The following is a 24535-nucleotide window of genomic DNA, read 5'->3' as shown; positions in this document are numbered from 1 at the left end:
ATTCGTCGCTACATCATCTGGCGGAACAAGCACGCAGTCGACGAGAAACTACGCGAGATCGTCGACAGGGCAAACGTTGCGTGATGCGGCACTAGCGTGGGAAGCACGGAGTCGTGTCGACCATCACACCCGAGGTCGCCGCGACCGAAGACCACACCGGTAGGTGACGTCGTTCGTCCCTGCACCGGGAAAACTCCGATACTCACAGAAGGAAGTTCCATGACCAGCAATGTTTCCGAACAGACCGGGATCGCAGCGGGCAGCGTCGAGGACCGGGACGTGCTGCGCGACCTCTACGCCGATTGGTCGGAGATCATGGCGGCCAACCCGGAGCTGTCGGTGCGTCTGCTGCGTTCCCTCTTCGACGAGTGGCACCAGCCGACCGTCGAACCCGAGGGCGTGACCTACCGCGAGGACACCGTCGGTGGCGTTCCCGGCATCTGGTGCCTGCCGCAGGGCGCGGACGCATCCAAGGTCCTGCTCTACACACACGGCGGCGGCTTCGCTGTCGGGTCGGCGTCCAGCCACCGCAAACTCGCAGGTCACGTCGCCAAGGCTCTCGGTGTCGTCAGCTTCGTCCTCGACTACCGCCGGGCCCCCGAGTTCGGGCATCCCGCACAGATCGAGGACGGTGTCGCGGTCTTCGACGCGCTGGTCGCGGACGGGATCGCGCCGCAGGACGTCGCCACGATCGGTGATTCGGCCGGTGGCAACCTCGCGATCTCCATCGCGCTCGCGCTCCTGCAGCAGGGTAAGCAGGGCCCGGGGTCGGTCATCGCCTTCTCGCCGTGGCTCGACATGGAGAACAAGGGCGAAACCCTCGTCACCAACGACGCCACCGACGCTCTCATCACGCCGGAGCTGCTCGCAGGCATGATCGCCGGTGTTCTCGGCGACACGATCGATCCCACCACGCCCCTGGCGAACCCGCTGTACGCCGACTTCACGGGGTTCCCCCGGCTGTTCGTCACGGCCGGCAGCGTCGAGTCGCTCCTCGACAACGCGACCCGTCTCCAGGAGCGTGCCGAGTCCGCCGGTGTCGACGTGACCCTGTCCATCGGTGAGGGACAGCAACACGTGTACCCGTTCCTGGCCGGTCGCTCGGCCCTCGTCGACGCCGAACTCGCGAAGCTCGCCGCCTGGTACCGGCGCAAGTGACGGGTCTCCTCGGAACCGCGCGGAGTGCTCCCGCATCGTCGATCAGCAGGAGGAAAACATGGGTGTCTACACCACCATCGACCCCGCCACCGGGGAACAGCTCGCGCAGTACCCGGAGATCTCGGATGCCGAACTGAAGGATCTCATCGCGCGCAGTGCCGCCGCCTACCGCGAGTGGCGCGCCACGCCTCTCGAGAAGCGGCGCGCCGTCCTGGCTCGCGTCGCCGAGATCTACCAGGAGCAGGCCGACGAGCTGGCCCGCCTTCTCACGCTGGAGATGGGCAAGCCGATCGCGCAGGCCAAGGGCGAGGTCGCCCTGGTCGCATCCATCTATCGGTACTACGCCGACCACGCCGAGGAGTTCACGGCCGACGAACCTCTCGACATCGCGGGCTCCGGCTCGGCGGTGGTTCGCACGGAACCGATCGGGCCGCTGGTCGGTGTGATGCCGTGGAACTATCCCTATTACCAGGTGGCTCGGTTCGCTGCGCCGAACCTCGCGCTGGGCAACACGATCGTCCTCAAGCACGCGCGTAACTGCCCGCAGTCCGCGCTGGCGATCGAACGCGTCTTCGCCGAGGCCGGTCTGCCGGAGGGCGTGTACGCCAATGCGTTCATCTCGTCCGCTCAGGTTGCGGACGCGATCGCCGATCCGCGGGTCCAGGGTGTCTCGCTGACCGGATCCGAGAAGGCCGGCTCCGCCGTGGGTGAGGTTGCGGGTCGGCACATGAAGAAGTGCGTGCTCGAGCTCGGGGGTTCGGATCCTTTCATCGTGCTGCGCGATGCGGACATCGATGCGGCCGCCGCTGCAGCCGCAGTCGGCCGGTTCGCCAACGGCGGGCAGGCGTGCACGGCGTCGAAGCGGTTCTTCGTGGAGGAGCCGGTCTACGACGAGTTCGTGCAGAAATTCCTTGCCGCACTGGCCGATTGGCAGCCCGGCGACCCGGCGGATCCCGGGACGAAACTCGGCCCGCTGTCGTCCCGTTCGGCGGTCGACGATCTCGACGAACTCGTGCAGGACGCGATCTCGAACGGTGCTCGGGCGCTGACCGGCGGTGAGCGTCCGGACGGGGACGGTGCGTACTATCCGCCGACGGTCCTGGTCGATGTCGCGCCCGGGATGCGCGCGTACTACGAGGAGCTGTTCGGGCCGGTCGCGGTCGTCCACCGCGTCGGTTCCCTCGACGCCGCGATCGAGGCCGCCAACGATTCGCCGTTCGGTCTCGCATCGAGTGTGTTCACGGCGGACCCGGAGAAGGCGGACCGTGCGGCGAGCGAACTCGAAACCGGGATGGTGTGGATCAACAGCACCAGCAAGAGTTCACCGGATCTCCCGTTCGGCGGGGTCAAGCGTTCCGGATTCGGCCGTGAGCTCTCCCGGTTCGGATTCGCGGAATTCGCCAACAAGAAGCTCGTCAGGAACCCCGGCGGGAAGCGATAGGGCACGTGAATGCGGCGATGCGGTCGTTCCGGAGTTTCCTGGAACGACCGCATCGCCGATTTCGCACGTTGCGATGTTGCCGATCAGAGCTCGAAGCGGACCCCGGTCAGCTGTTCGGACAGCTCCCACAACCGACGGGCGGTCTCCGGGTCGCGGGCCCGGGACGACGCCGACGCGACGTGCGGCGACCCGTACAACCCGAGGAACCCGTCCGGGCCGACGTACCCGCCACGCAACTCCGGCCGGGTCGCGGCGTACACGACCGATTCGGCGCCCTGCGCCGGGGTGCGCTGCAGGAACTTCTTGCCGAAACCGAAGAGGCGATCGAACCAGGTGCCGGTGTTGCTGCCGACCTCGGTGGCCGCATAGCCCGGATGCGCGGCGATCGCGCGCACCGGCGAACCGCTCGCCGCGAGCCGTCGTTCCAGCTCGAAGCTGAACAGCAGGTTCGCGAGCTTCGACTGCGCGTAGCCGCCGGAGCGGCTGTACGGGCGGCGCTCCCAGTTCAGGTCGTCGAGATCGACGCGTCCGAGGCGGTGGGCGGCACTCGAGACCGTCACGACCCGGTCGGTGATCCGGCCGAGCAGCAGCCCGGTCAGCGCGAAGTGTCCGAAGTGATTCGTGCCCACCTGCATCTCGAAGCCGTCTGCGGTCCGCTCCAGGGGCACCGCCATCACCCCGGCGTTGTTGACGAGCACATCGATCTTGTCGTGTGTCTCGCCGATGCCGGCGGCGAATTCGCGTACCGACGCGAGGTCGGACAGATCGAGCCGCCGCACCGATGCGTGCGGCCCGATCTGTCCGGCGATCTCCTGCCCTTTTGCCACGTTGCGGCCGGCGAGCACCACCTGCCCCCCTGCCGCCCCGAGTGCCCGGGCGGTGGCCTCCCCCACGCCGCTGGTGGCCCCGGTCACCACGAAGGTGCGGCCACGCAGCGACGGAACCTCAGGCGCCAATCGCGTTCTTCATCATCGGCAGCATCGCCCACAGCTCGTCCTGCCAGTAACCCCACGTATGGGTGCCCTGGATCGGGAACGAGAAGTGCGCCGTGTCGATACCCAGGGTCGCGAGACGAACCTGGAAGGCCCGGTTCTGGGCGCGCGCCAGAGTCTCGAGGCCCATCGCATTGCCCGTGTTGAACACCCCGATCAGGGAGTTCGGATTGTCGTGCTCGCCGGGGACGCCGCCGGCCGCGGAGATCCACATCGGCAGGCCGCGCAACTGCGGTGCGGCGACGAACGGGTCGTGACGCAGCCACGCGGGGTTCCACGGCGGTCCCCACATCGCGTCGGCGTTGTAACCGCCGGCGTCGAGCATCGCGACCCGGATCGCCTCGCGCATGCCGGGCGCCGAGAGGTTCAGGTAGCCGGACATCGACCCGGCGAACGTGAACTGGTCGCGGTGGTAGGCGGCGAGGATCAGGGCCGCGTTGCCACCCATCGACAGGCCGACGACCGCGTTGCTGTTACGGCTGATGCCGTACCGCGACAGGTGGTCGGGCAGGTTCTGGGTGAGGAAGCTCTCCCACTTGTACGTGTAGGGCTGCCCGTTGAGGTTGCTGGGGCTGTACCAGTCCGCGTAGAAACTGGACTGGCCACCGACCGGCATGACGACGTTGATGCCGTTGTCGGCCAGCCAGGCGGCGTTGGTCTCGTGCTCCCAGCCGCTGACGTCGTCGGTGGCGCGGAGGCCGTCGAGCAGGTAGACGGCCTTGTTGCTGCCGTTGTTCGCGAACCAGATCCGGACCTTGATCTGTCCGACTCCGCCGGGCGCGGGTACCCAGTCCTCGGTGAAGCGGCTGTACGGGTCGGCGGAGGCCGTCCCGACGCCGACGAACGCAACGGCGAGCGGCAGGATGACGGCCGCCACCAGCATCCGGACCAGCGCGCGCACCCCCCTCGGCCGCCTCGTGGTCATCGAAGAAGTTGTCACACCAAGCTCCCCTGTGTGTCTGTGTGTCCCGTAGCGGACACCGGCCACACTCGCGTCACAGCGGCAGGCCACGGCGCCCCCCGGTAGAGGCGCCTGGATGTCTGTCGGTCACTCTTACATATCTGTTACCGGCGTCTCAGCGTATCGTCACGGTCTCCATTCCTCTCGCTCAGTACCGATCCGTGACCCGCGGGAAACCGAAATGTCGCAGTTGGGACCCGGTCGTCCGCCGCTCTCGGCGACCGGCACCGGCAGGGCCACTACCGTGGCGATGTGCCCATCGCCCCGCTCCCCGTCCGCGACGGCCTGAACCCGTCCCGGCTGCGCCTGCCCGACGCCGGGGAATGGACGACGGTGCTCGAGTACCTGCTGGCACGGTTTCCGCACGATGCCGAGCGCCTGCGCGAGAAGGTCGCGCTCGGCGAGGTGGTGACCGGTGACGGCACCGCGATCACCGACCTCTCCCCGTTCGCTCCGCGCGAGTTCGTGTTCCTGTACCGCGACCCGCCGCCCGAGGTGCCGGTGCCCTTCACCGTCGACGTCCTGCACCGCGACGAGCATCTGCTCGTAGTGGACAAACCGCATTTTCTGGCGACCATGCCGCGCGGCGGGTGGGTCACCGAGACCGCGCTGGTGCGGCTGCGGCGGGAACTGGATCTGCCGGAACTGAGTCCCGCTCACCGGCTGGACCGCCTCACCGCCGGCGTGCTGGTGTTCACCGTCCATGCCGGGGCGCGGCGGGCCTACCAGTCGTTGTTCGCGGAGCAACGCATGCACAAGGAATACGAGGCGCTCGCCCCCTTCACCGACGGCCTCACGTTCCCGCGGGAGGTCCGCAGCCGGATCGAGAAGCGCCCCGGGGTGCTGCAGGCGCGGGAGGTACCCGGCGAGATCAACGCGATCAGCCGCGTCGAAATGCTCGACTCCGACGGCGCGATCGCCCGCTATCGACTGCTGCCGCGGACCGGAAAGACCCACCAGCTGCGCGTGCACATGAATTCGCTCGGAATTCCCATCCTCGGCGATCCGCTGTATCCGACGGTACAAAACGTTGCGCCACAAGACTTTTCACAACCATTGCGGTTGCTGGCGCGCAAGATCGAATTCGACGATCCATTTTCGGGTAGCCGGAGATACTTCGCGAGCCGACGAAACCTGGCAGCATAGAGGGACAGCACACCAGGACCCCGCTGATGACACGGGCTCATGTCTTGGAGGATCCCATGGATATCGGCACCGTTTCCCGTACCTACGACGGCCGGGTGGCCCTGCGTTTCGAACGCGCGTTCCCCCAACCGCCGGAACAGGTCTGGCGTGCGATCACCGACCCGGATCTACTCGCCACGTGGTTCCCGGCCCGGGTGAATCTGGTTCTCGAACCCGGCGCCCAACTGCAGTTCTCCGCGACCGATGAGCAGGTCCGCCGATTCGCGGTTCCCGCCGACCACACCACCCAGGGAACTGTGATCGCGGTCCGCCCGGCACGGGTCCTCGAGTTCATGTGGGACGCGGACGTCCTGCACTGGGAACTGGTCCCGGACGGCAGCGGCGGTTGCTACCTGACGCTGACCCACACCACCGACGACGAGGAAGACGCCTACGCGCACGGAGCCGGATGGCACGCCGGCTTCGAGGTCCTCGAAGCGCAACTGGAGGGGCGCCCGATCGACTGGTCACCGTGGGATCGCGCGGCCGAACTCGCCGAGCACTACCGGAACCCCGCAGGTTGACCTGCCCGTCAACGCCCCGGCCCGGCGCCCCGCCCGCCCCTGGTGTCGACGGAGTCGACGGTGCCGGAGTCGACGGTGGACGAGCCTGCCGCCTCCGATACGACGTCGCTCCCGGCCGCCGGGCCGGGTGACGTCTCGACGTCGGGTCCCTGCTCGTCCCCGGACGCCGACTCGTTGTCGGACACCGGCTCGTTGTCGGACACCGGCTTGTCGTCGGACATCGGCTTGTCGTCGGATACGGCGTCGACGATCGTGCCCGCCCATCCGCCGACGGCGTCCCAGTCCCGGAAGTCGCCGACCCTGCCGCCGGACATCCGCACGTGCATCCGTTCGCCGACGCTCAGCCCCTCGGGGTCGAGTTTCCCGGCGAACATGCGATGTTCGCGTGCACCCGTGCGGTGACGGACGGTGAACACGTCGTACGGGCTGTTGACCGGCCGGTCCTGATCCGCGATCGGTCCGGACGAGAAGAGGAACACCGCCCGCCGACGTAGCTCTTCGGCGTGCGCGTCGACGAAGTCCTTGGCCGGGCGCAGCCAGCGCCCGCGGTAGACGGCGCTACCGATCACCACCGCGTCGTAACCCGAGATGTCGCGCACGTCGTGTGGTTCGACGACATCGACCAGCGCACCGCGGTCGCGCAGGGCCGCTCCGAGTGCTGTGGCTATCTCCGCGGTCGAACCGTGTCTGCTCGCCGCCGACACCAGAATTCTCATCCAAGCCTCCAGAGCACCCGCGTCCTTCCATGATCACCATGCCATCTCATCGCAAAACAGGGTCCAAAGTCTCTACACAACGGGCCTGCGACACGAAATAGGCGTTCCGTTCGGGACATTCCCCACATACGGTGGCAATGTGGGCGGCAGAGCTGCCGATCCCGGCAGCGAAGCCCGCAGCGAATGGGAGGACCGGGTGGCGACCACGAACCCGTCTGGGATCGAGTCGGTGGAGGAAACCGAACGCAAGTACACCGCCGACACGGATCTGACTCTTCCCGACCTGTCCGGATTGCCGGGCGTCGAGACTCTCACCGACGAACGCATCGAGCTGGCCGCGCAGTACTACGACACCCGGGATCTGCGGCTGCTCCGCGCCGGGATCACCCTGCGCCGGCGCGAGGGCGGCGACGACGCCGGCTGGCATCTGAAACTGCCCTCGGGCCTCGACACCCGAACCGAACTGCGTTTCCCGCTCGGCGACGACACCGGCACACCACCGGCGGAACTGCTCGGCCTGCTGCGCGGCGTGCGGCGCGATCGACCCGTCGAACTCGCCGCCCTGCTCACCACCTCCCGCCGGCGCATCCGCGCGATGGGACCCGGCGAGACGGTGCTCGCCGAGATCGTCGTCGACGATGTCGTCGCGGTCCGCGGAGCCGACGACGCCGAGGTGCAGTGGCGCGAGATCGAAGTCGAACTCGGGCGCAACGGCGCCGGGCAAGGCGGTGCGAGCCTGCTCGACGCCGTCGACGACCGGCTCACCGCGGAGGGCATCGAGCGCTCGCCGAGCCCGTCCAAACTGCACCGGGTTCTCGGCGATCTGATTCCCGACGAACCGAAGGTGGGTGGCCCGGCCGGGTACCTGCGCGACTACCTGGCCACCGAATTGCGCGAACTCGAGCTCACCGACATCGCGGTGCGGCGCGCGGCCCCCGACTCGGTGCACAGCATGCGCAAGGCCGCACGCCGTGCGCGCAGCGCCCTGCAGACCTACGCCGGCGATCTCGGCCTCGACGAGTCGGTGGTCGACGAACTGCGGTGGCTCGGCCGCCGCCTCAGCCCGTCCCGTGACCTCGAGGTGCAGTGGGAGCGGCTGCTCGACCGGGTAGCCGAGATCCCGGTGGAATCGCACCGGGAACCCGCCAAGGCCCGCATCGACGAGTACTTCTCCAGGCAGTCGGAGATCGCGGGAATCGAAGCGGTCGCGGCCCTCGATTCCGATCGCTACCTGCAGATGCTGCTCGCCCTCGACGCCCTGATCGAGGGATTGGCCACCGCACCGCAGACGTCCCGCAAGGTCCGCAAGGCCAAGGCCGGTGATCTGACCGGCTCGCTGGAACAGCTCGCGCAGAAGGTCTCGAAGCGGGTCCGTGCCGTCGGTCGTGCCGACACACCCGAGGAGCGCGACGCCCGGATGCACCGGGCGCGCAAGGGCGCCAAACGGATGCGCTACGCGATCGAGGTGATCCGCCCGCTGCATCCCAAACGTGCGGGCAAGGCACTCGATCACTTCGACGCGTTCCAGGACCTCCTCGGCGAATTCCAGGATTCGGTGGTCGCGCGCGAACACCTGCTCGACATCGTGTCCGAGCAGGGACACGCCGCCGAGTCCAGCTTCGGCCTCGGCATCGCGTACCACCGTGAGGCTCTGCTGGGCGAAGCCCAGGCGGTGCACCTCGACGACGCGTGGAAGGAAGCACTGCGCGCGGCGAAGCCGTTGTGGAAGTGAACCATCCGGGAGGGACATGAACACCGGACAGACGATGCGGGCGTGGCGGGTACAGACACCGGGACCCATCGCCAGGGGTCCCCTGCGCGCGGTGCGCGAACCGGTACCCGAACCGGGCGACGGCGAACTGCTCGTGCGGGTACTCGCGTGCGGCGTGTGCCGCACCGATCTGCACGTCGCCGAGGGGGATCTGCCGGTGCACCGGCAGCATGTGGTGCCCGGGCACGAAGTGGTCGCCGAGGTGATCGGCGGTGACCTCGGGACACATGCGATCGGTGACCGGGTGGGGATTCCGTGGCTGCGCAGCACGTGCGGACGATGCCGATACTGCCTGCGCGGCGACGAGAACCTGTGCCCGCAGTCCACCTACACCGGCTGGGACGCCGACGGTGGTTACGCCGAATTCGCAACCGTTCCAGCAAATTTCGCTTTACCGCTTCCGTCCGGGTACGACCCGCAGACGCTGGCACCGCTGCTGTGCGCGGGCATCATCGGCTATCGCGCTCTGTTGCGCGCGCAGGTTCCGCCCGGCGGCACGCTCGGCCTCTACGGCTTCGGCGGGAGCGCACACCTGACGGCTCAGGTCGCGCTCGCACAAGGAATTCGGGTGCACGTGATGACCCGCGGCGACGACGCCCAGCGGCTGGCACTCGACCTCGGCGCATCCTCCGCGCAGGGCGCCTACGACACGCCTCCGGAACCTCTCGACTCGGCGATCCTGTTCGCCCCGGCCGGGGAACTGGTGCCGACCGCCCTCGAAGCCCTCGACGCCGGTGGAACACTCGCCCTCGCCGGCATCCACCTCACCGACGTTCCCACCCTGAACTATCAGCGACACCTGTTCCGGGAGCGAACGGTTCGCAGCGTCACCGCCAACACGCGCCGTGACGCACACGAATTCCTCACGTTCGCGGGCGAACACCGGTTGCACGTCACGACGACGCGGTACCCGCTGGACGGGGCCGACCGGGCACTCGAAGACCTGTCCGAGGGCCGATTCGCGGGGGCGGCGGTGCTCGTGCTGTAGACCACAGCACGACGCCACCCTCACCTGCCGCGCCAGCGGATAGTCTCGACCTGCAGTCCCTCACGAGAATGGAGGCTCAACGATGAGCACGCACGTGACCAAGGCCGTCGTCGCGGGTCTGGACGGATCCGCCACCGCCACTGCCGCTGCCCGATGGGCTGCCGCCCTCGCCGCCCGGCTGGAACTTCCGCTGCGTCTCGTCCACGCGCTCCCCAGCGAGGGCATCTTCTACAGCGAGTCCGCGGTGCTCATCCAGTCCCAGATGTACGAGCAGCTCAAGGCCGACGGCGAGAAACTGCTCGCCGACGTCAGCGACCTGATCCGCGCCGAACAGCCCGGCCTCACCGTCGAGAGCTACATCGGCCCCGGCCCCGCCACCAACGCATTGCTCGAGGCAGCCGACGACGCCCGCGTCGTCGTGGTCGGCGCGACCGGCGCGGGAGCCATCGAGAACTTCCTGCTCGGCTCCACCGTGCTGCGCGTCGCCAACAACGCACCGTGCCCGGTCGTGGTGTGGCGCGGCGACACCGAGAATCCGCTGCCGAACGACAAGCCGATCGTCGTCGGTGTCGACGGCAGCGAACTGTCCAGAGCCGCAGTGTCGTACGCCTTCACGCTGGCGGACACCCTCGGCGTTCCGCTCGTCGCGGCGCACTCGTGGATCGGCGACGCGGCGCTCGGCACCGGCGCGACCGCCACGCTCGTGGACTGGGACGCGGTCCAGGAAGCGGAAACCGCGGTGTTCGCGGAAGCGCTCGCCGGTAAGCAGGACGAGTACCCCGATGTCGAGGTGCGTCGCGTCGTCGAACGCGGACCGGCCGCGAAGGTTCTGCTGGGCCAACTCGACGACGCACAGCTCGTCGTCGTCGGCAGCCACGGCCGCGGACAGATCGCCGCAGCCCTGCTCGGCTCGACCAGCCAGAACCTGGTGCACAAGGCACCCTGCCCGGTCCTGATCGCCCGCACCAAGTAACGCCCGCGGCCGCGGCACCGTCTCCTTCGGTACCGCGGCGGGCGGCGAAACCTTCGTCAGCCCGCCGTGGTGCCGAACAGGTAGCCGACCGCGAACGTCACGGCCATCGCGATCGCACCGCCGATCACGACCCGCACCACCGCCCGCCCTCGCCGGGCACCACCGAGGTACGCACTGACGGTCCCGGTGAGTGCCAGCGCCACGAGCACCGACACGAACGTGATCGGGATGCGCAGATGCTCCGGCGGCAGCACCACCACCAGTAGCGGCACGAGCGCGCCGACGATGAACGACACCGCCGACGACAGCGCCGCCACCCAGGGATTCGCCAGCTCGTCCGGGTGGATGCCCAATTCGACCTCCGCGTGCGCGGCCAGCGCGTTGCGTTCGGTCAGTTCCTTCGCCGCCGCGCGCGCGGTGTCCGGTTCGAGGCCCTTGGCCTGCAGCAGCCCGGTCAGCTCCTCGAGTTCCGCCTCCGGCATCTGCTCGAGCTCTCGTCGTTCGAGGCGCAGCAGGGCCCGCTCGGTGTCGCGTTGCGCACTGACCGAGACGTATTCGCCGAGCGCCATCGATACGGCACCCGCCGACAGACCCGCGAAACCCGCGGTGAGGATCGCCGACACCTCGGTGGTCGCGGCCGCGACGCCCACGACGAGACCGGCCGTGGAGACGATACCGTCGTTGGCCCCCATGACACCCGCGCGCAGCCAGTTCAGCTTCGCCGCGGTACCGGTTCCGTGAGGTTCGCGGATGGGGCGGTGAGTGGATTCACGAGTCGACACTTCGTCAGGCTAGAACCTTGCGACACAACGCGGTAGCAATGCGAGGCTGTCCTCACCTCGCGTCACCAGGGGCCCGGACCGACCATACGCTCGAGGCGTTCGGTGTCGGGCAGCGTGCCGTCGGTCGTGTCGATCACCTGCGCGGACGGCCACTCCTCGCGGCGATGCAGCTGCTCGTCGAGAACCGCCGGTGTCGCATCGGAAGCGTCACCGCCCTGCTCACGTCGGGAAATGATGCGGCGCAACAGAACTGCCGGGTCTGCGCAGCATTCGATCTCGATCACGTCGGCGCTCGCCTCGTCCGCGAGCCGCCGTGCTTCGCCGCGCCGCGACTCGACGAGCCAGGTCGCGTCGAGCACCACGGACGTGCCGAGCGACAGCGCGATCCGCACGCGGCGCAGCATTTCGGCGTACGTCGCGTCGGTGTGTTCCCGCGTGTACAACCCGGAATCGACGTCGGCGGTCGCGTCGGTGACCGGATCGAGACCCGCGAGTTCCTTGCGGATCACGTCGCTGCGCAACACCACCGCGTCGAGATGTGTCCCGATCAGCCGCGACACGGTGGTCTTGCCGGTCGCGGACAGGCCGCCGACGAGAACGAGCCGGACCCGGGCGCGGTCGAGATTGCGGGACACCTGATCGAGCAGCCCGAGCGACACCTCCCTGGACGCCGCGTCTCCCTGATCGTGCCGCAGGGCGGTGACCTTGGCCCGCACCAGCGCCCGATAGGCGATGTAGTGGTGCATCAGCGAGGCGGGGCACGCGTCCCCGGAGAACTCCGCGTACGCGCTCAGCAGCCGGTGTGCGGCCTCGCGAGCGCCGAGCCGTTCGAGGTCCATCGCGAGGAACGCGATGTCGAGTGCACCGTCGCCGTAACGCAGTTCGTCGTCGAATTCGAGGCAGTCGATGATCCGCGGACCGTCGTCGAGGCAGAAGATGTCGTCGGCGAGCATGTCCCCGTGCCCGTCCACGGCACGGCCGTCGGCGATGCGCGCCGCGAACAGCGGCGCCCGCCCCTCCAGGTAACGGTTCGCGGACGTACGGATCCGCGCGAGCAGCCCGGCGGCGTCGATCCCGACCGGAAGCCGCTCGAGATGGTCGAGGCTCTGGCGCCACAGGTCCGTCAGGAAATCCACGCTCGCGCACCGGTCGATGGCCGGATCCCGCGGCGACGCGGCATGCAGCCCGGCGACCTGCCGGGCCACCTGTTCGACGACCGTGTCGATGTTCTCCCCGCGGGCGACGAGCGCGGCCAGCCGACGCTCGTCCGGCAGTCTCCGCATCTCGACGAGATGCTCGCAGACCTGCCCGTCGGGGCCGTGGACGTCGGCGACCCCCAGATACACGTCGGGCGCCAGCCGCCGGTTCAGATCGACCTCGCGGTGGCACACGCTCTCGCGCGCCGCGCGGGTGCGGTTGTCGAGGAAACCGAGGTCGAGCGGCTTCTTCATCTTGTGCACCCGATCACCGACGAAGAACACCACCGACGTGTGGGTCTCCCGGATCTGCGCGTACGGGCCGGTCTCGGACACCGTCTTCCCTCCGTTCCCGACGGGCCACCTCCGCTGTGGAAGCGCGTCGTGATCAACCTTGCCTCAGCGTGCACCCGTTCGCCCGGCGACGCCAGAGCAGCGGCTCCGTCGTGTCGTTGTACCGAGCAGAGCCCTATTCACGCGGTAGTTTGCTGTGTGGGGCGGTACCGCAGACGGGGAGGCATGAGCGTGAACGAGCAGCGCGGCTCGGGGACATCGGGTGCGGGGGCATCAGAAACATCGAGCGGACCGACCGTGGTGGTCGCCGCGGCCACCACGTCGATCGAACGGGATCTGATCACCCGCTGGATACGCTCGGGCGGCCTGCCCGCCGAGTACTCGTCGGACACCCCCGCGGTCGTCGATCTCGACTCCCGGATCCTGGCCACCGAACTCGTCCCGCGCACCGACGATCCGCTCATCGTGCCGGTGAGGGTGGTGTGGTTGCCTGCCGCCCGCGACGGTGCCCGCCGGGTGCGGTTCTCCGACATCCTGGCGCTGACCAATCCGCGCAACCCGAACCGATTGATCCAGCAGTGGCTCGTCGGCCGGTCCTCCGACCGGCACCGGATCGTCGTGGCCGAACCGGCACGGCTGAGCGACCTGCGTTCGGCGCTGCACGCGGAGGACGGTGATCCGGCACCGGACTCGCTCGCGCGGTACATCACCCGGCGCGCGGTGGTCGCGCTCGAACGCGCCGAGCGGGCCGTCATCGGCGACCGCTACAAGGTGCCGCGTCTCGTGGCCGAGCAGATCATGGATTCCGGGTCGTTCCGCCGCAGGCTCGCGGCGATCGCCGACGAGCACAACCTCTCCCGCGAGGAAGTCGACTCGCGTGCCCGTGCCGTGCTCGGCGAACTCGTCGCCGTGCAGTCCCGCCTGGTCACCGACCTGTTCACGCAGGCGATGCGCCCGCTGCACTCGTCGGCGTGGAGTGTGCGGGCAGACGAGTCGGGACTGCGGGCGCTGCGTGAGCTCAACCGGAGGCGACCGCTGGTGTTCCTGCCCTCGCACCGCTCGTACGCCGATGCGTTCGTGCTCGGGGACATCCTCGCCAACAACGAGTTCCCGCGGAATCACCTCATGGGCGGCGCGAATCTGACGTTCTGGCCGATCGGCCCGATCGCACGTCGCACCGGCACCGTGTTCATCCGCCGCAGCTTCGGTGACGACGCCGTCTACAAGGCGGCACTCGAGGAGTACTTCGCGTATCTGCTGACGAAACGCTTCAACCTGGAGTGGTACTTCGAGGGCGGGCGCACCCGCACGGGCAAACTGCGTGCGCCCAGGTACGGGCTCCTCAACTACGTGGCCAACGCGATCCGGACCGGCCGTGTCGAGGACGCGGCGCTGGTGCCGGTGTCGATCACCTACGAGGGACTCGCCGAGGTGGCCGCCGTCGCCGCCGAGCAGACCGGTGCGACGAAGAAGCCGGAGGACCTGACCTGGCTGGCCCGGTACGCACGCAGCCAGCGGCGCAGCGCCGGCAACGTGTACGTCCGGTTCGGGGCGCCCCTGTCGATGCGCGAACTCCTGACCTCCGGTGGCGACCCCGCGCTGTCCGAGCCCGCCCGGGACGAGACCGAGCATCTGGATCGGACCCGGAAGGCGCTGCAGAAGGTCGCGTTCGAGGTCGCGGTCGGCATCAACTGGGCCACCCCGATCACGGTGAACTGCCTGGTGACCCTCGCGCTGCTGGGGGTGCGTGACCGGGCGCTGACGCTGGAGGAGGTGCGGGCGGTGATCGCCCCGGTGCGCCGCTACATCGAGGCCCGTGGCGTGCCTCAGGGTGAACTGTCCGTCCTGGACGTCGAGGGCGGGCTCGCGAGGGTGCTGGGCTCGCTCACCGACGCGGGAGTGGTCACCACCTATGCCGGCGGGGAGGAACCGGTCTATTCGATCCAGCCCGGCCAGCACCTGGTCGCCGCGTTCTACCGCAACAGCGGCGTGCACTGGTTCGTCAACCGATCGATCCTCGAGCTGGCGATCCTCTATGCGCACCGGAATCCGGGCGAAAACCCCGTCACCTCCGCCTGGGAGGAAGCGAAGAAACTGCGCGATCTGCTCAAGTTCGAGTTCTTCTTCCCGGATCGCGACACCTTCGAAGCCCAGATGCGGGAGGAGCTGGCGCTGCTGGTCGCCGATTGGAGCGACGAGCTGCCCGGATCCGCGCAGGACGCGCTGACCGCTCTCATCGAGACCGGGTTCTTCATGGTGCACCGCACGCTGCGGTCGTTCTTCGACGCCCAGCTCGTGGTCGCCGAGCGGTTGGCGCTGCGCGACCCGACGCTGAAGCTGGACCGCAAGGCGTTCCTCGACGAGTGCGTGGCGGTGGGCACCCAGATGCTGCTGCAGGGCCGGTTGTACGGACCGGAATCGGTATCGTCGGAGTTGTTCGCGACCGCGCTGCAACTTGCGGGCAATCGTGGTCTGCTCGAGATCGGCGGCGAGGAGATCCGCGAGCGGCGCCGCGCGTTCGCCGAGGATCTTCTCGCGGTCGGTGAGCGAGTCCAGCTCGCGGAGTCCCTCGACGTGTCGAACAGGAAGGCGGATCGGTGAACATCGAGCAGGCACTGGATCGGGTCCGATCGGGGCCGCAGGGACCGCAGGTCGCAGCGCTCTTCGATTTCGACGGCACCATCGTGCACGGTTTCTCGGGACTGCACTTCTTCCGGGACCGGTTGCTCGCCGGGAAGGTCAGCGCCGCGGAACTGGCCGGGACGATGCTCAACGGATTGCGTGGAACCGACAGCGAAGCCGATTTCGAACGGTTCGTGGCGATCGCGTTCAAGGCGTGGGGCGGGCACACCGAGGACGAGCTGTACGAGATCGGGCAGCGGCTGTTCGCGTCGACGATCGCCGGACACATCTATCCCGAAGCGTGGCAACTGATCCGGGCACACCAGGAGGCAGGGCACACGGTCGTGATCGCTTCGTCGGCGTCGCGCTACCAGATCCAGGCGTCGGCGGACGCGCTCGGTGTCGAGCACATCCTGTTCACGCCGCTCGAGGTCAAGGACGGGGTACTGACCGGCAAGGTCGACGGAAAGTCACTGTGGCGCAGCGGGAAAGCGGCCGCCGCGATCGCATTCGCGGAGGAATACGACATCGACCGCGCCGCGAGCTACACCTACTCGAACGGCGGCGAGGACGTCGATTTCCTTGCCACGATGGGCAATCCGACTCCCACGAACCCGGACAGCACCCTCACGAAGATCGCCCTCGAACGCGAGTGGCCGATCCTGCAGTTCCGTCCGCGCGGCACACCCGGCGTCAAGGAACTGGTCCGTACCGCCGCGGCCTACGGCGGCCTGTTCGGATCGGTGTGGACCGGCATCGGGCTCGGCCTCGTGAACCGGAGCAAGAAGGTCGCGCTGGATTCGATGTTCGGGATCGGCTCGGACGTCTCCCTCGCGCTGGCCGGCATCGACGTGCGCGTGCACGGTGAGTCCAACGCGTTTGCACAGCGTCCGGCGGTGTTCGTCTTCAACCACCAGAGCCAGCTCGATCCGGTGATCCTCGCGAAGGTGCTGCGGCACGACTTCACCGGCGTCACCAAGAAGGAGATGGCGAACGACCCCCTGTTCGGGCCACTGCTGCGTTTCGTCGGTGCGACGTTCGTCGACCGCCAGAACACCGATCAGGCGAAGGCGGCCCTCGGCCCGGTCGTGGACACGCTGCGCGGCGGCACGTCCGTCGTCATCGCTCCCGAGGGCACCCGTTCGCTGACTCCCGAGATCGGGCGTTTCAAGAAGGGCGCATTCCACATCGCGATGCAGGCCGGCGTACCGATCGTGCCGGTGGTGATCCGCAACGCCGGTGAAATTCTGTGGAAGCACTCCACGTTGCTGCGATCCGGAACCGTCGACGTCGCGGTCCTCGAACCGATCGACGTCAGCGACTGGAAGCCGGAGAACCTCGACGAACACATCCGGGCCGTCGAGGACCTCTACCGCGACACCCTCGCCCACTGGCCGACAGACGCATGACGAGCATGAGTGAAACCGAGTCCGGCGAGCCTCACGACAACGACGGGGACCGCGACGACCGGAACAGCAGCGACAACGGCAGCGGGCTGGACGACAGCAGCGGCCGGGACGACGCCGGACGCGGCAGCGACGGTGCCACAGCGGACAGCGACAACGGCACCGACACCGACAACCACACCGAGAACGGCAACGACACCGAGAACGGCAACGGCAACGGCCTGAGACCGGCTCACAAGCGATACCTGAAGTGGATCGTCGGGGTCGTGCTCGTCGTCGTTCTGACGGTCGAGGTGGTGCTGATCTGGCCGGAACTGTCGACCAGCGTCAAGTCCCTCGGCGACCTGCACTGGCAGTGGGTCGTGGCCGCGATCGGGGCGTCGCTGCTCGAGATGTCGAGCTTCGCGCGGGTGCAGCGCACCCTGCTGTCCGCTGCCGCTGTCACCGTCACGCAGCGGCAGTCGCTGTCGGTGTCCTACGCCGCGAACTCGATGAGCGTCACCCTTCCCGGTGGTCCGGTCATCGGCACCACCTTCACGTATCGGCAGATGCGCAAGTGGGGCGCGAGCCCGGTGGTCGCGACCTGGCAGCTGGTGATGGCGGGCCTGCTGCAGGCCGCGGGCCTCGCGTTGCTGGGTCTCGTCGGCGCACTGCTCGTCGGTGCGACCACCAACCCGTTCTCCCTGATCTTCTCGATCGGCGGGTTCGCAGCATTCGTCGTGCTCGTGCAGTACGCGGCGAGCAATCCCGGATCGCTCGAATCGATCGGCATCATCGCGCTGCGCGGCTTCAACCGGCTGCGCAAGAAGCCCGAACACACGTGGGTGCGGGCCTGGAAACGGATCGTCGACCAGCTGGGCGCCGTCCAGCTGGACCGCCCGCACACGTTGCGTGCGTTCTCGTGGTCGATCCTCAACTGGTTGTGCGACGGCGCGTGCCTGGCCTTCGCGGCGTACGCGATCGGCGGCACCCCCAGCCTGGCGGGTATCGCGGTGGCCTACGCGGCCGGAACCGCGGCGAGCCGCGCGATCCCGCTGCTGCCCGCCGGGCTCGGGGTCATGGACGCGGTGCTCGTCCCGGCACTGACCGCGAGCGGCATGACCGGCGCCCAGGCCCTTTCGGCCGTCGTGGTGTACCGGCTGATCAGCTTCCTGATGATCGCGGTCATCGGATGGATCGTGTTCGCCCTGCGCTATCGAGGTGCACCGGCGGACGAGGAGCCCGGCCCCGATCTGGGCACCTTGTGGAAGGACGACTGAGCGACGGTCAGGGAAGGTGCATGAGCTGCCCCGCCAGTCCGAACAGCCGGTTGGCGAGCCTGATGACCGGGATTCCGAGTGGCAGCAGGAGGATCGTCACGCACAGGATTGCCCCGAGCAACCACACCACCGCCGCGAGCACTCCTACGACCGTGCCGAGCACGGCGGTCAGGAGTCCCACCACTACGCCGAGCAAACCCTTCAAAGCTCCCATGACCCACTCCAGGTGAAGAATCCCCTGGTTTCAGTGTCCTCTCCGCGTCCTCTCCGCGGTCCTCTCCACGATGATCGTTGCCGTTCCGATTCGGGCACACACGACATTTCGTTTGGATAACACAGTCGCGCGGCGGGTTCGCCTTACCGCGTCCGGTGTGGTCTGCTGTCTCCCAGTACCCTCAACTATCACTTGAGACTTTAGAGTTTGGGGGTGCGGACGACCACCGTCCCGACACGCACAGGAGCAGTTCATGACACGCAGGACCACCCGTCACCGGATGCGTCTGACGAGTGCGGCCGCCGCCGTCACAGCCGCCGCCGCGCTCGCCCTTCCGACCGTTGCGTCTGCGGACCCCGTCGCCCCTGCCGCCGAGCCGGCACCCGTCGTGACCCCCTTGCCCGCGGTGCTCGACGCGCTGCACAGCACAGCGGGTGCGGACCCCACCGCGGTCGCTGCGGCGGAAGCCATCGCCGGTGCACGCGGCGGCGTCACCGATGTCGCCGACGCGAACCCCGTCTCCGCCTACCAGGACGCCATCGAGTTCCTGCGCAAACTCGGCATCGAGCCGTTCCTGTATCCGACCGGCGCACCGTTCTGCAACGAAGACAGCGGCCTGCCGCTCGGCATCGCCCCGGCGGTCGCGGGCGCGGTTCCGGGCGCGTGGCCGGATCTGAAACTCCCCGGCCTGCCCGCGCTGAATGCCGTCGACCCCGGCCAGACGCTGTTCGCGTTCGTCCCCGCCGGTATCGAACGCGACGGCGAGGACACGAGCGGTATGCAGGTCGCATGGTTCAACGTCAGCACCTTCAAGGGCGGTTTCGTCCCCATGGGCACGATCGGCGAGGCTGCGGCTGCGGCGGTCCCCGACGAGATTCCGGAGATCCTGCGCCCCATGGTCAGCGAGGCCATCGGACAGTTCTTCTCGAGTGCCGTCCCGCTCGGCGGCGCCCGCGTCGCACCGGTCGACACCGGTTCCGGCACGGTCCTCGCTGCCGTGTTCGGCACGGTCACCAACGGCGAGACGTCGTGCTTCTTCCTGCCGACCGTCGGCATCGTCGACGTCCCGGCAGCAGCCGAATAGCACCGGGGCGCAACACCACTCACCCCATACAGCACCTGACCCGGTCCCACCCTCCGTGGGGCCGGGTCAGCTCGCTTTCTGCAACCGCTCCAGCCGGGAGAACACCAGCCCGACCGCGGTGTCCATGTGCGCGATCATCTGCTCCGCCGTCTGCCGTCCCGCAGCCCAGCTCACCAGACTCGACATCCACACATCGGTGATGATGCGGACCGCGTTCTCCAGTTCCTCGGTGATCGTCTCGATCCCCGCCGCGCGCGCGTACATGCCGGTGATGACCTTGCCGAGCCGGTCCAGTTCGGCCGCCGACGAGGAATCGGCGAACATCGAAGCCCGCACCAGCGCGTCGTACAGCCGGGGTTCGCGCTCGAGTTGCGCCAGCGCGCCGTGCAGCACCCACATGACCCGTTCCCGCGGTGACGAACCGGGGGTGTGCTCGATGTCGAACTGCTCGGCGAACTGCTCGAACATCTGCAGGGTGGCCACCACCAGCAGGTGGTTCTTCGAGGGGAAGTAACGGTAGACGGTGCCGAGCGCGACTCCCGAGCGTTCCGCGACGGCGCGCATCTGCACCGCGTCGTACCCGCCCTCGGTGGCGAGTTCCTTCGCCGAGGCGATGATGCGGTCGTACCGGGCACGCTGCGCCGGCCTGAGTCCGGAACCCGGGGGCCCGTCCGCCCTCGTCGGCTGTGCTCGGCCCGTCGTCGGCTCCTTCGGCATCACGTCACCTTCCGTGTGGTCTACCGAACCAGCGTAGTGGAGCGGTTTCCGCGGCCTTCCGCACTCGACGACACTGCCTCGAGGCCCCGGGCCGGGCAGCGCACGTCCCACTGAGAGGGAATCCGGAGTGCGCGCCCACCACCCACCGACCAGGGTGAATGCCGCGGTCGGACACAAAATCAGACACCTGTCCATAAAATCCTTCCCCGGAAAGGTAGAACGCGTTACATTTCTTGCAGTCACCGGAAGAGAGAGGGAGCACCGTGCGCCACGGCATCACCCTGTTCACCAGCGATCGCGGCATCCGCCCCGACTCCGCCGCGAAAGCCGCCGAGGCCCACGGCTTCGACAGCTTCTACGTGCCCGAACACACCCACATCCCGATCAACCGGGAATCGGCGCATCCCGGAACCGGCGACGCGACCCTTCCCGACGACCGCTACATGCGCACCCTCGACCCGTGGGTGACGCTCGGCCTCGCCGCCGCGGTCACCTCGACCATCCGGCTCGGCACGTCGGTCGCGCTGCCGCTCGAGCACGATCCGATCACCCTGGCCAAGACGATCGCGACCCTCGATCACCTCTCCGGCGGCCGCGTCGCCCTCGGTGTCGGATTCGGTTGGAACGCCGAGGAACTCGCCGATCACGGGGTCGACCCCAAGAAGCGCCGGACCGCGTTGCGCGAGTACCTCGAGGCGATGGCCGCGTTGTGGACCCAGGAGGAAGCCGAATACCACGGCAAATTCGTCGAATTCGGCCCGAGCTGGGCGTGGCCCAAGCCGGTCCGGCAGCCGCGGCCGCCGATCCTCCTCGGCGCCGGCCCGACCGACCGCAACTTCGAGTGGATCGTCCGCTCCGCCGACGGCTGGATCACCACGCCGCGCGACCGCAACATCGACGAGCACGTCCTGCGCCTGCAGAAGATGTGGACCGAGGCCGGACGCGAAGGCAGCCCCGAGGTTCTCGCCCTGGCGGGCCGGCCCGACCTCGACGAACTGCGCGTGTGGCGCGAGGTCGGTGTCACCGAAGTGGTCTTCGGTCTGCCCGACCGCACCGAGGACGAGGTCCTCGCGTACATCGAACGCCTCGCGACCCAGATCGCAGAATACTGAGACCGCACGACCAGAACGGATCACCAATGACCTCTACTCCCCTGCACCCCCTGCGCGCCGAGGAGATCTCCGCCTGGGATTTCGAGGCCGACGTCGTCATCGCCGGCAACGGGATCGCCGGTGTCTGCGCGTCCATCGAGGCCGCGCGCGCCGGCGCCGATGTCCTGGTCCTCGAACGCACCGGCGGCTGGGGCGGAGCGGCCTCGCTGTCGGGCGGCATCCTGTACCTCGGCGGCGGCACCCCGTTGCAGAAGGCGCTGGGGTTCGAGGACACCCCCGAGAACATGAAGGCCTTCATGGCGGCGGCACTCGGCCCCGGCACCGACGACGCAAAGCTCACCGAATACTGCGAGGGCAGTGTCGACCACTACAACTGGCTGGTCGAGAACGGCGTCGTGTTCAAGGAGAGCTTCTGGGGTGAACCGGGCTGGGAGATCCCCGGCGACGACGGGCTGATGTACTCCGGTGGCGAGAACGCGGCGCCGTTCAACGAGATCGCGACGCCGGCGCCCCGCGGACACGTGCCGCAGATGAGCAACAAGCGCACCGGCGAGCAGGGCGGCGGCTACATGATCATGAAGCCACTCACCGAGACCGCCGAAAAGCTCGGTGTCAAAGCCGAATACGACGTGCGCGTGCAGCGCCTCATCGTCGGCGACACCGGGCGCGTCGTCGGTATCTCGGCCAAGCGGTACGGCAAGGACCTGCACGTGCGGGCGCGTCGCGGCGTCGTCCTGGCGACGGGCAGTTTCGCCTACAACAAGGAGATGGTCGAGGCGTACGCGCCGCGGCTGATCGGCCGGCCCGGTGCCGCGGTCGAGGAGCACGACGGCCGCGGTATCCGCATGGCACAGGCCCTCGGCGCCGACGTCGCGCACATGGACGCGACCGAGGTCGCGTTCTTCGGCGACCCGCAGCTCCTGGCGCGCGGCATCCTCGTCAACGCCCGCGGGCAGCGGTACGTCCCGGAGGACACCTACCCGGGCCGGATCGGGCAGCTCACCCTCTTCGAGAACGGTAATCAGTCCTTCCTCGTCATCGACGAGGCGGCCTACGAAGAAGGTTGCGCCACACAGAGTTCCACGGCGTACTTCCGGTACCCGCCGAAGTGGGTGGCCGAGACGGTCGAGGAACTCGAAGCGGAGATGGATCTGCCCGCCGGAACCCTGCAGGCCACCGTCGAGGTGTACAACCGGCATGCCGCGAACGGGGAGGATCCGGTCCTCGGCAAGAAGAGCGAGTGGGTCAAGCCCATCGGCACCCCGGTCGCCGCGCTGGACCTGCGCAACTTCACGGCCGGATTCACGCTCGGGGGACTGCGCACCACCGTCGACTCGGAGGTACTGCACGTCTCCGGTGAGCCGATCCCCGGTCTGTTCGCGGCCGGTCGCTGCACGTCCGGTGTGTGTGCCGGCGGGTATGCGAGCGGAACCTCCTTGGGCGACGGCAGCTTCTTCGGCCGCCGCGCCGGCATCTCCGCCGCCAAGGGCTGACGCACCCGCACCTGCGGACAACGGGTGCCTCTCTGCCGCTCGACGACACTCGGGCGACAGCGAGGCACCCGTCACCGGTCAGAAGACAGTGCCGAAGTCGCGGCGGACGATGTCGTCGGCGCCGAACTCGGCGAGCGCGGCGATCGTCATGGACGGATTGCAGGCGCCGGTCGAGCCGGGAATCTTCGCTCCGTCCACGACATAGAGACCGCGCTGGCCGTGCACGCGGCCGGCGTCGTCGCACACCGCATCGAACGTGGCGCCGCCGAGCGGATGGAACGTGTTGACGTCCAACGCGTTCACGTCGAGCAGGATCGCGGCCGGGCCGGCGACCTGCCGGATCCGCGCCTCGATCGCGCGGGTCAGTTCACGGTCGTAGGCCTGGTCCCAGGTGAGCACCGCGTCGTCGCGCGAGGCGTCGTAGTGCCAGCGGCCGAGGCCCTTCACCGTGCCGAAGCCGATCACCGAGGTGGTGCCCAGATCGACCGGGAACGGTACCGGGCCGGTCACGATCGTCAACGCGCCCGCCGGGTTGCCGAAGTCCCGGAACCCGACGCAGGCCGGACCACCCTGGAACGCACCGGGACCGAGCAGCGGCGTGGTCACCGAGAAGACACGATCACCGTTGTTGCCCCACCCCGTGCCGACACCGTCCGGCAGGTCCGGTACCAGACCCTTCGCCTTCGCCTTGACGAGAAGCCGTGTCGTGCCAGGTGATCCGGCACCGAGGAACAGCGCGTCCGCGACGATCCGCTTGCGCTCGACGACGGTGCCGTCGGTCGCGAGACGGTCGGTGTGCGCGACCCACCGTCCGTCCGCGCCGCGTTCGATGTCGTTGACGCGGTGCAGGGTTTCGACGTGGACGTTCCCGGTGGCCTCGGCGTCGGCGAGCCACGTGACGTCGACGGAGTACTTGCCACCGTTGTTGACTCCGTAGATGAGATCGCCGTTGGTGTACGAGGGCGACAGTTCCCCGGTCAGCTCGCGGCGCGCGAAATCCCAGTCGATGGGCATCGGCACCCGGAACACGTCGAGGCCCTCGGCGACGGCGCGTTCGAGGAATTGACGCGAGGACCGGTACCTCTCGTGGTGCAGCAGGTCGTCGGGAATTGTGGCCAGGTGCAGCGTCCGGGCCACCCGCGGGAAGTACTCCCGGTCGAGCAGGTCGTAGTCGATCCGCGCGGACACCGACCGCGCGAACTGTTCGCCGTCGGGCTGCAACGTCATGCCGTGATAGAGCAGCGAACTGCCGCCGACCCCGGCACCGCACAGGATGTCGATGCCGTTGCCCTTCACCCGTTCCATCAGTCCGGTGTAGGGCGCCGACGGGATCGGCGGGGCACCGGTCATCACCGGCAGCGGCGACAGCCACGACGCCCGATGGTCCGGTGCGAACATGTGCGGGAAGGTCTGCGCGTTCGGACCGGTGGGCCAGCGCAGGCCGCGTTCGAGCACGAGCGTCTGCACGCCCGCGCGGCCCAGGTGCGCGGCGGTGATCGCGCCCCCGAAGCCGCTGCCGATCACGACGGCGCGGTGACGTTCCTCGGTGACCCGGGCCCGCGCCCGCGGTATGCGGGTGACGGTCAGGGTGAGTGCGGCGGCCGCGGCACCGCCGAGCAGGGTCCGGCGGGACAGCGCAGTATCCAC

Annotated in this window: 21 protein-coding genes; 13 read left to right on the top strand and 8 right to left on the bottom strand. The window is 68.6% G+C overall.

Annotated features, from left to right (window positions below; genetic code table 11):
- The first annotated feature begins 219 nt into the window (after nucleotides 1-219).
- Both ACWDUD_RS20260 and ACWDUD_RS20255 read left to right on the top strand, forming a co-directional pair.
- Nucleotides 220-1158, top strand: a complete 939-nt coding sequence (locus ACWDUD_RS20260; RefSeq protein ID WP_450110428.1) for an alpha/beta hydrolase — start codon at nucleotides 220-222, stop codon at nucleotides 1156-1158.
- 58 nt (nucleotides 1159-1216) lie between these two features.
- The gene (locus tag ACWDUD_RS20255) at nucleotides 1217-2599 is read left to right on the top strand and encodes an NAD-dependent succinate-semialdehyde dehydrogenase (RefSeq protein ID WP_450110427.1); all 1383 of its coding nucleotides are present in this window, start codon (nucleotides 1217-1219) and stop codon (nucleotides 2597-2599) included.
- Nucleotides 2600-2682: 83 nt separating this feature from the next.
- Here the strand turns inward: ACWDUD_RS20255 and ACWDUD_RS20250 are convergent, their stop codons facing one another.
- Both ACWDUD_RS20250 and ACWDUD_RS20245 read right to left on the bottom strand, forming a co-directional pair.
- A complete protein-coding gene (locus tag ACWDUD_RS20250) occupies nucleotides 2683-3555 on the bottom strand; it encodes an oxidoreductase (RefSeq protein WP_450110426.1) in 873 nt (290 codons plus the stop codon).
- Nucleotides 3545-4516: an alpha/beta hydrolase gene (locus ACWDUD_RS20245; protein WP_450110425.1), complete on the bottom strand. Its 972-nt coding sequence runs from the start codon at nucleotides 4514-4516 to the stop codon at nucleotides 3545-3547. The genes ACWDUD_RS20250 and ACWDUD_RS20245 overlap by 11 nt, the downstream gene beginning before the upstream one ends.
- A 288-nt stretch (nucleotides 4517-4804) precedes the next feature.
- Here ACWDUD_RS20245 and ACWDUD_RS20240 point away from each other — a divergent pair, with 288 nt between their 5' ends.
- Both ACWDUD_RS20240 and ACWDUD_RS20235 read left to right on the top strand, forming a co-directional pair.
- Nucleotides 4805-5698 (top strand): pseudouridine synthase, encoded by an 894-nt coding sequence (locus tag ACWDUD_RS20240; RefSeq protein WP_450110424.1) that lies wholly within the window; start codon nucleotides 4805-4807, stop codon nucleotides 5696-5698.
- A 56-nt stretch (nucleotides 5699-5754) separates the two neighbouring features.
- Complete coding sequence (locus ACWDUD_RS20235; protein WP_197252558.1) at nucleotides 5755-6261, top strand: SRPBCC family protein; 507 nt, start codon at nucleotides 5755-5757, stop codon at nucleotides 6259-6261.
- Between the two features lie 8 nt (nucleotides 6262-6269).
- Here the strand turns inward: ACWDUD_RS20235 and ACWDUD_RS20230 are convergent, their stop codons facing one another.
- On the bottom strand, nucleotides 6270-6977 hold the full coding sequence (locus ACWDUD_RS20230; RefSeq protein WP_450110423.1) for a flavodoxin domain-containing protein: 708 nt from the start codon (nucleotides 6975-6977) through the stop codon (nucleotides 6270-6272).
- A 139-nt stretch (nucleotides 6978-7116) separates the two neighbouring features.
- Between ACWDUD_RS20230 and ACWDUD_RS20225 the strand changes: the two genes are divergently transcribed.
- The 3 genes from ACWDUD_RS20225 to ACWDUD_RS20215 all read left to right on the top strand — a co-directional run bounded on the left by ACWDUD_RS20225 (nucleotide 7117) and on the right by ACWDUD_RS20215 (nucleotide 10709).
- A complete protein-coding gene (locus ACWDUD_RS20225) occupies nucleotides 7117-8709 on the top strand; it encodes a CYTH and CHAD domain-containing protein (RefSeq protein WP_450110422.1) in 1593 nt (530 codons plus the stop codon).
- Between the two features lie 34 nt (nucleotides 8710-8743).
- A complete protein-coding gene (locus ACWDUD_RS20220; protein ID WP_450110432.1) occupies nucleotides 8744-9736 on the top strand; it encodes a zinc-binding alcohol dehydrogenase family protein in 993 nt (330 codons plus the stop codon).
- 82 nt (nucleotides 9737-9818) lie between these two features.
- The gene (locus ACWDUD_RS20215) at nucleotides 9819-10709 is read left to right on the top strand and encodes a universal stress protein (RefSeq protein ID WP_450110421.1); all 891 of its coding nucleotides are present in this window, start codon (nucleotides 9819-9821) and stop codon (nucleotides 10707-10709) included.
- Between the two features lie 56 nt (nucleotides 10710-10765).
- Here ACWDUD_RS20215 and ACWDUD_RS20210 read toward each other — a convergent pair whose 3' ends face one another.
- Both ACWDUD_RS20210 and ACWDUD_RS20205 read right to left on the bottom strand, forming a co-directional pair.
- Entirely contained in the window at nucleotides 10766-11491 is a 726-nt protein-coding gene (locus tag ACWDUD_RS20210; protein ID WP_450110420.1) for a VIT1/CCC1 transporter family protein, read from the bottom strand.
- A gap of 62 nt (nucleotides 11492-11553) precedes the next feature.
- Nucleotides 11554-13023 carry a bifunctional aminoglycoside phosphotransferase/ATP-binding protein gene (locus tag ACWDUD_RS20205; protein ID WP_450110419.1) on the bottom strand — a complete coding sequence of 490 codons (1470 nt, stop codon included), beginning with the start codon at nucleotides 13021-13023 and terminating at the stop codon, nucleotides 11554-11556.
- 183 nt (nucleotides 13024-13206) lie between these two features.
- Here ACWDUD_RS20205 and ACWDUD_RS20200 point away from each other — a divergent pair, with 183 nt between their 5' ends.
- The 3 genes from ACWDUD_RS20200 (at nucleotide 13207) to ACWDUD_RS20190 (ending at nucleotide 18268) form a co-directional block, all read left to right on the top strand.
- A complete protein-coding gene (locus tag ACWDUD_RS20200; RefSeq protein WP_450110418.1) occupies nucleotides 13207-15582 on the top strand; it encodes a glycerol-3-phosphate 1-O-acyltransferase in 2376 nt (791 codons plus the stop codon).
- Nucleotides 15579-17012, top strand: a complete 1434-nt coding sequence (locus ACWDUD_RS20195; protein ID WP_450110417.1) for an HAD-IB family hydrolase — start codon at nucleotides 15579-15581, stop codon at nucleotides 17010-17012. The genes ACWDUD_RS20200 and ACWDUD_RS20195 overlap by 4 nt, the downstream gene beginning before the upstream one ends.
- 251 nt (nucleotides 17013-17263) lie before the next feature.
- Entirely contained in the window at nucleotides 17264-18268 is a 1005-nt protein-coding gene (locus ACWDUD_RS20190; RefSeq protein WP_374068758.1) for a lysylphosphatidylglycerol synthase transmembrane domain-containing protein, read from the top strand.
- 7 nt (nucleotides 18269-18275) lie between these two features.
- Here the strand turns inward: ACWDUD_RS20190 and ACWDUD_RS20185 are convergent, their stop codons facing one another.
- A complete protein-coding gene (locus tag ACWDUD_RS20185; RefSeq protein ID WP_197254543.1) occupies nucleotides 18276-18482 on the bottom strand; it encodes a hypothetical protein in 207 nt (68 codons plus the stop codon).
- Between the two features lie 253 nt (nucleotides 18483-18735).
- Between ACWDUD_RS20185 and ACWDUD_RS20180 the strand changes: the two genes are divergently transcribed.
- Nucleotides 18736-19566 carry a hypothetical protein gene (locus tag ACWDUD_RS20180; protein WP_450110416.1) on the top strand — a complete coding sequence of 277 codons (831 nt, stop codon included), beginning with the start codon at nucleotides 18736-18738 and terminating at the stop codon, nucleotides 19564-19566.
- Between the two features lie 66 nt (nucleotides 19567-19632).
- On the opposite strand, the gene ACWDUD_RS20175 is transcribed toward ACWDUD_RS20180, so the two are convergent.
- Nucleotides 19633-20283, bottom strand: a complete 651-nt coding sequence (locus ACWDUD_RS20175; protein ID WP_450110415.1) for a TetR family transcriptional regulator — start codon at nucleotides 20281-20283, stop codon at nucleotides 19633-19635.
- 263 nt (nucleotides 20284-20546) lie between these two features.
- On the opposite strand from ACWDUD_RS20175, the gene ACWDUD_RS20170 reads away from it, so the two are divergent.
- Both ACWDUD_RS20170 and ACWDUD_RS20165 read left to right on the top strand, forming a co-directional pair.
- Nucleotides 20547-21395 carry an LLM class F420-dependent oxidoreductase gene (locus ACWDUD_RS20170; protein ID WP_197254548.1) on the top strand — a complete coding sequence of 283 codons (849 nt, stop codon included), beginning with the start codon at nucleotides 20547-20549 and terminating at the stop codon, nucleotides 21393-21395.
- Nucleotides 21396-21421: 26 nt separating this feature from the next.
- Nucleotides 21422-22888 carry an FAD-dependent oxidoreductase gene (locus ACWDUD_RS20165; RefSeq protein WP_450110414.1) on the top strand — a complete coding sequence of 489 codons (1467 nt, stop codon included), beginning with the start codon at nucleotides 21422-21424 and terminating at the stop codon, nucleotides 22886-22888.
- A gap of 78 nt (nucleotides 22889-22966) precedes the next feature.
- Here the strand turns inward: ACWDUD_RS20165 and ACWDUD_RS20160 are convergent, their stop codons facing one another.
- Complete coding sequence (locus ACWDUD_RS20160) at nucleotides 22967-24535, bottom strand: GMC oxidoreductase (protein ID WP_450110413.1); 1569 nt, start codon at nucleotides 24533-24535, stop codon at nucleotides 22967-22969.

It is taken from the genome of Rhodococcus sp. NPDC003382 (genome assembly GCF_053589135.1).
This window is presented reverse-complemented; position numbering and strand designations above follow the sequence as displayed.

Excerpts from the sequence above, each read along its gene's own strand:
- ACWDUD_RS20260 (WP_450110428.1), top strand. The coding sequence starts at position 220 with ATGACCAGCAATGTTTCCGAACAGACCGGGATCGCAGCGGGCAGCGTC.
- ACWDUD_RS20255 (WP_450110427.1), top strand. The coding sequence starts at position 1,217 with ATGGGTGTCTACACCACCATCGACCCCGCCACCGGGGAACAGCTCGCG.
- ACWDUD_RS20245 (WP_450110425.1), bottom strand. The coding sequence starts at position 4,516 with ATGACCACGAGGCGGCCGAGGGGGGTGCGCGCGCTGGTCCGGATGCTG.
- ACWDUD_RS20235 (WP_197252558.1), top strand. The coding sequence starts at position 5,755 with ATGGATATCGGCACCGTTTCCCGTACCTACGACGGCCGGGTGGCCCTG.
- ACWDUD_RS20230 (WP_450110423.1), bottom strand. The coding sequence starts at position 6,977 with ATGAGAATTCTGGTGTCGGCGGCGAGCAGACACGGTTCGACCGCGGAG.
- ACWDUD_RS20220 (WP_450110432.1), top strand. The coding sequence starts at position 8,744 with ATGCGGGCGTGGCGGGTACAGACACCGGGACCCATCGCCAGGGGTCCC.
- ACWDUD_RS20215 (WP_450110421.1), top strand. The coding sequence starts at position 9,819 with ATGAGCACGCACGTGACCAAGGCCGTCGTCGCGGGTCTGGACGGATCC.
- ACWDUD_RS20200 (WP_450110418.1), top strand. The coding sequence starts at position 13,207 with ATGAGCGTGAACGAGCAGCGCGGCTCGGGGACATCGGGTGCGGGGGCA.
- ACWDUD_RS20185 (WP_197254543.1), bottom strand. The coding sequence starts at position 18,482 with ATGGGAGCTTTGAAGGGTTTGCTCGGCGTAGTGGTGGGACTCCTGACC.
- ACWDUD_RS20180 (WP_450110416.1), top strand. The coding sequence starts at position 18,736 with ATGACACGCAGGACCACCCGTCACCGGATGCGTCTGACGAGTGCGGCC.
- ACWDUD_RS20175 (WP_450110415.1), bottom strand. The coding sequence starts at position 20,283 with ATGCCGAAGGAGCCGACGACGGGCCGAGCACAGCCGACGAGGGCGGAC.
- ACWDUD_RS20165 (WP_450110414.1), top strand. The coding sequence starts at position 21,422 with ATGACCTCTACTCCCCTGCACCCCCTGCGCGCCGAGGAGATCTCCGCC.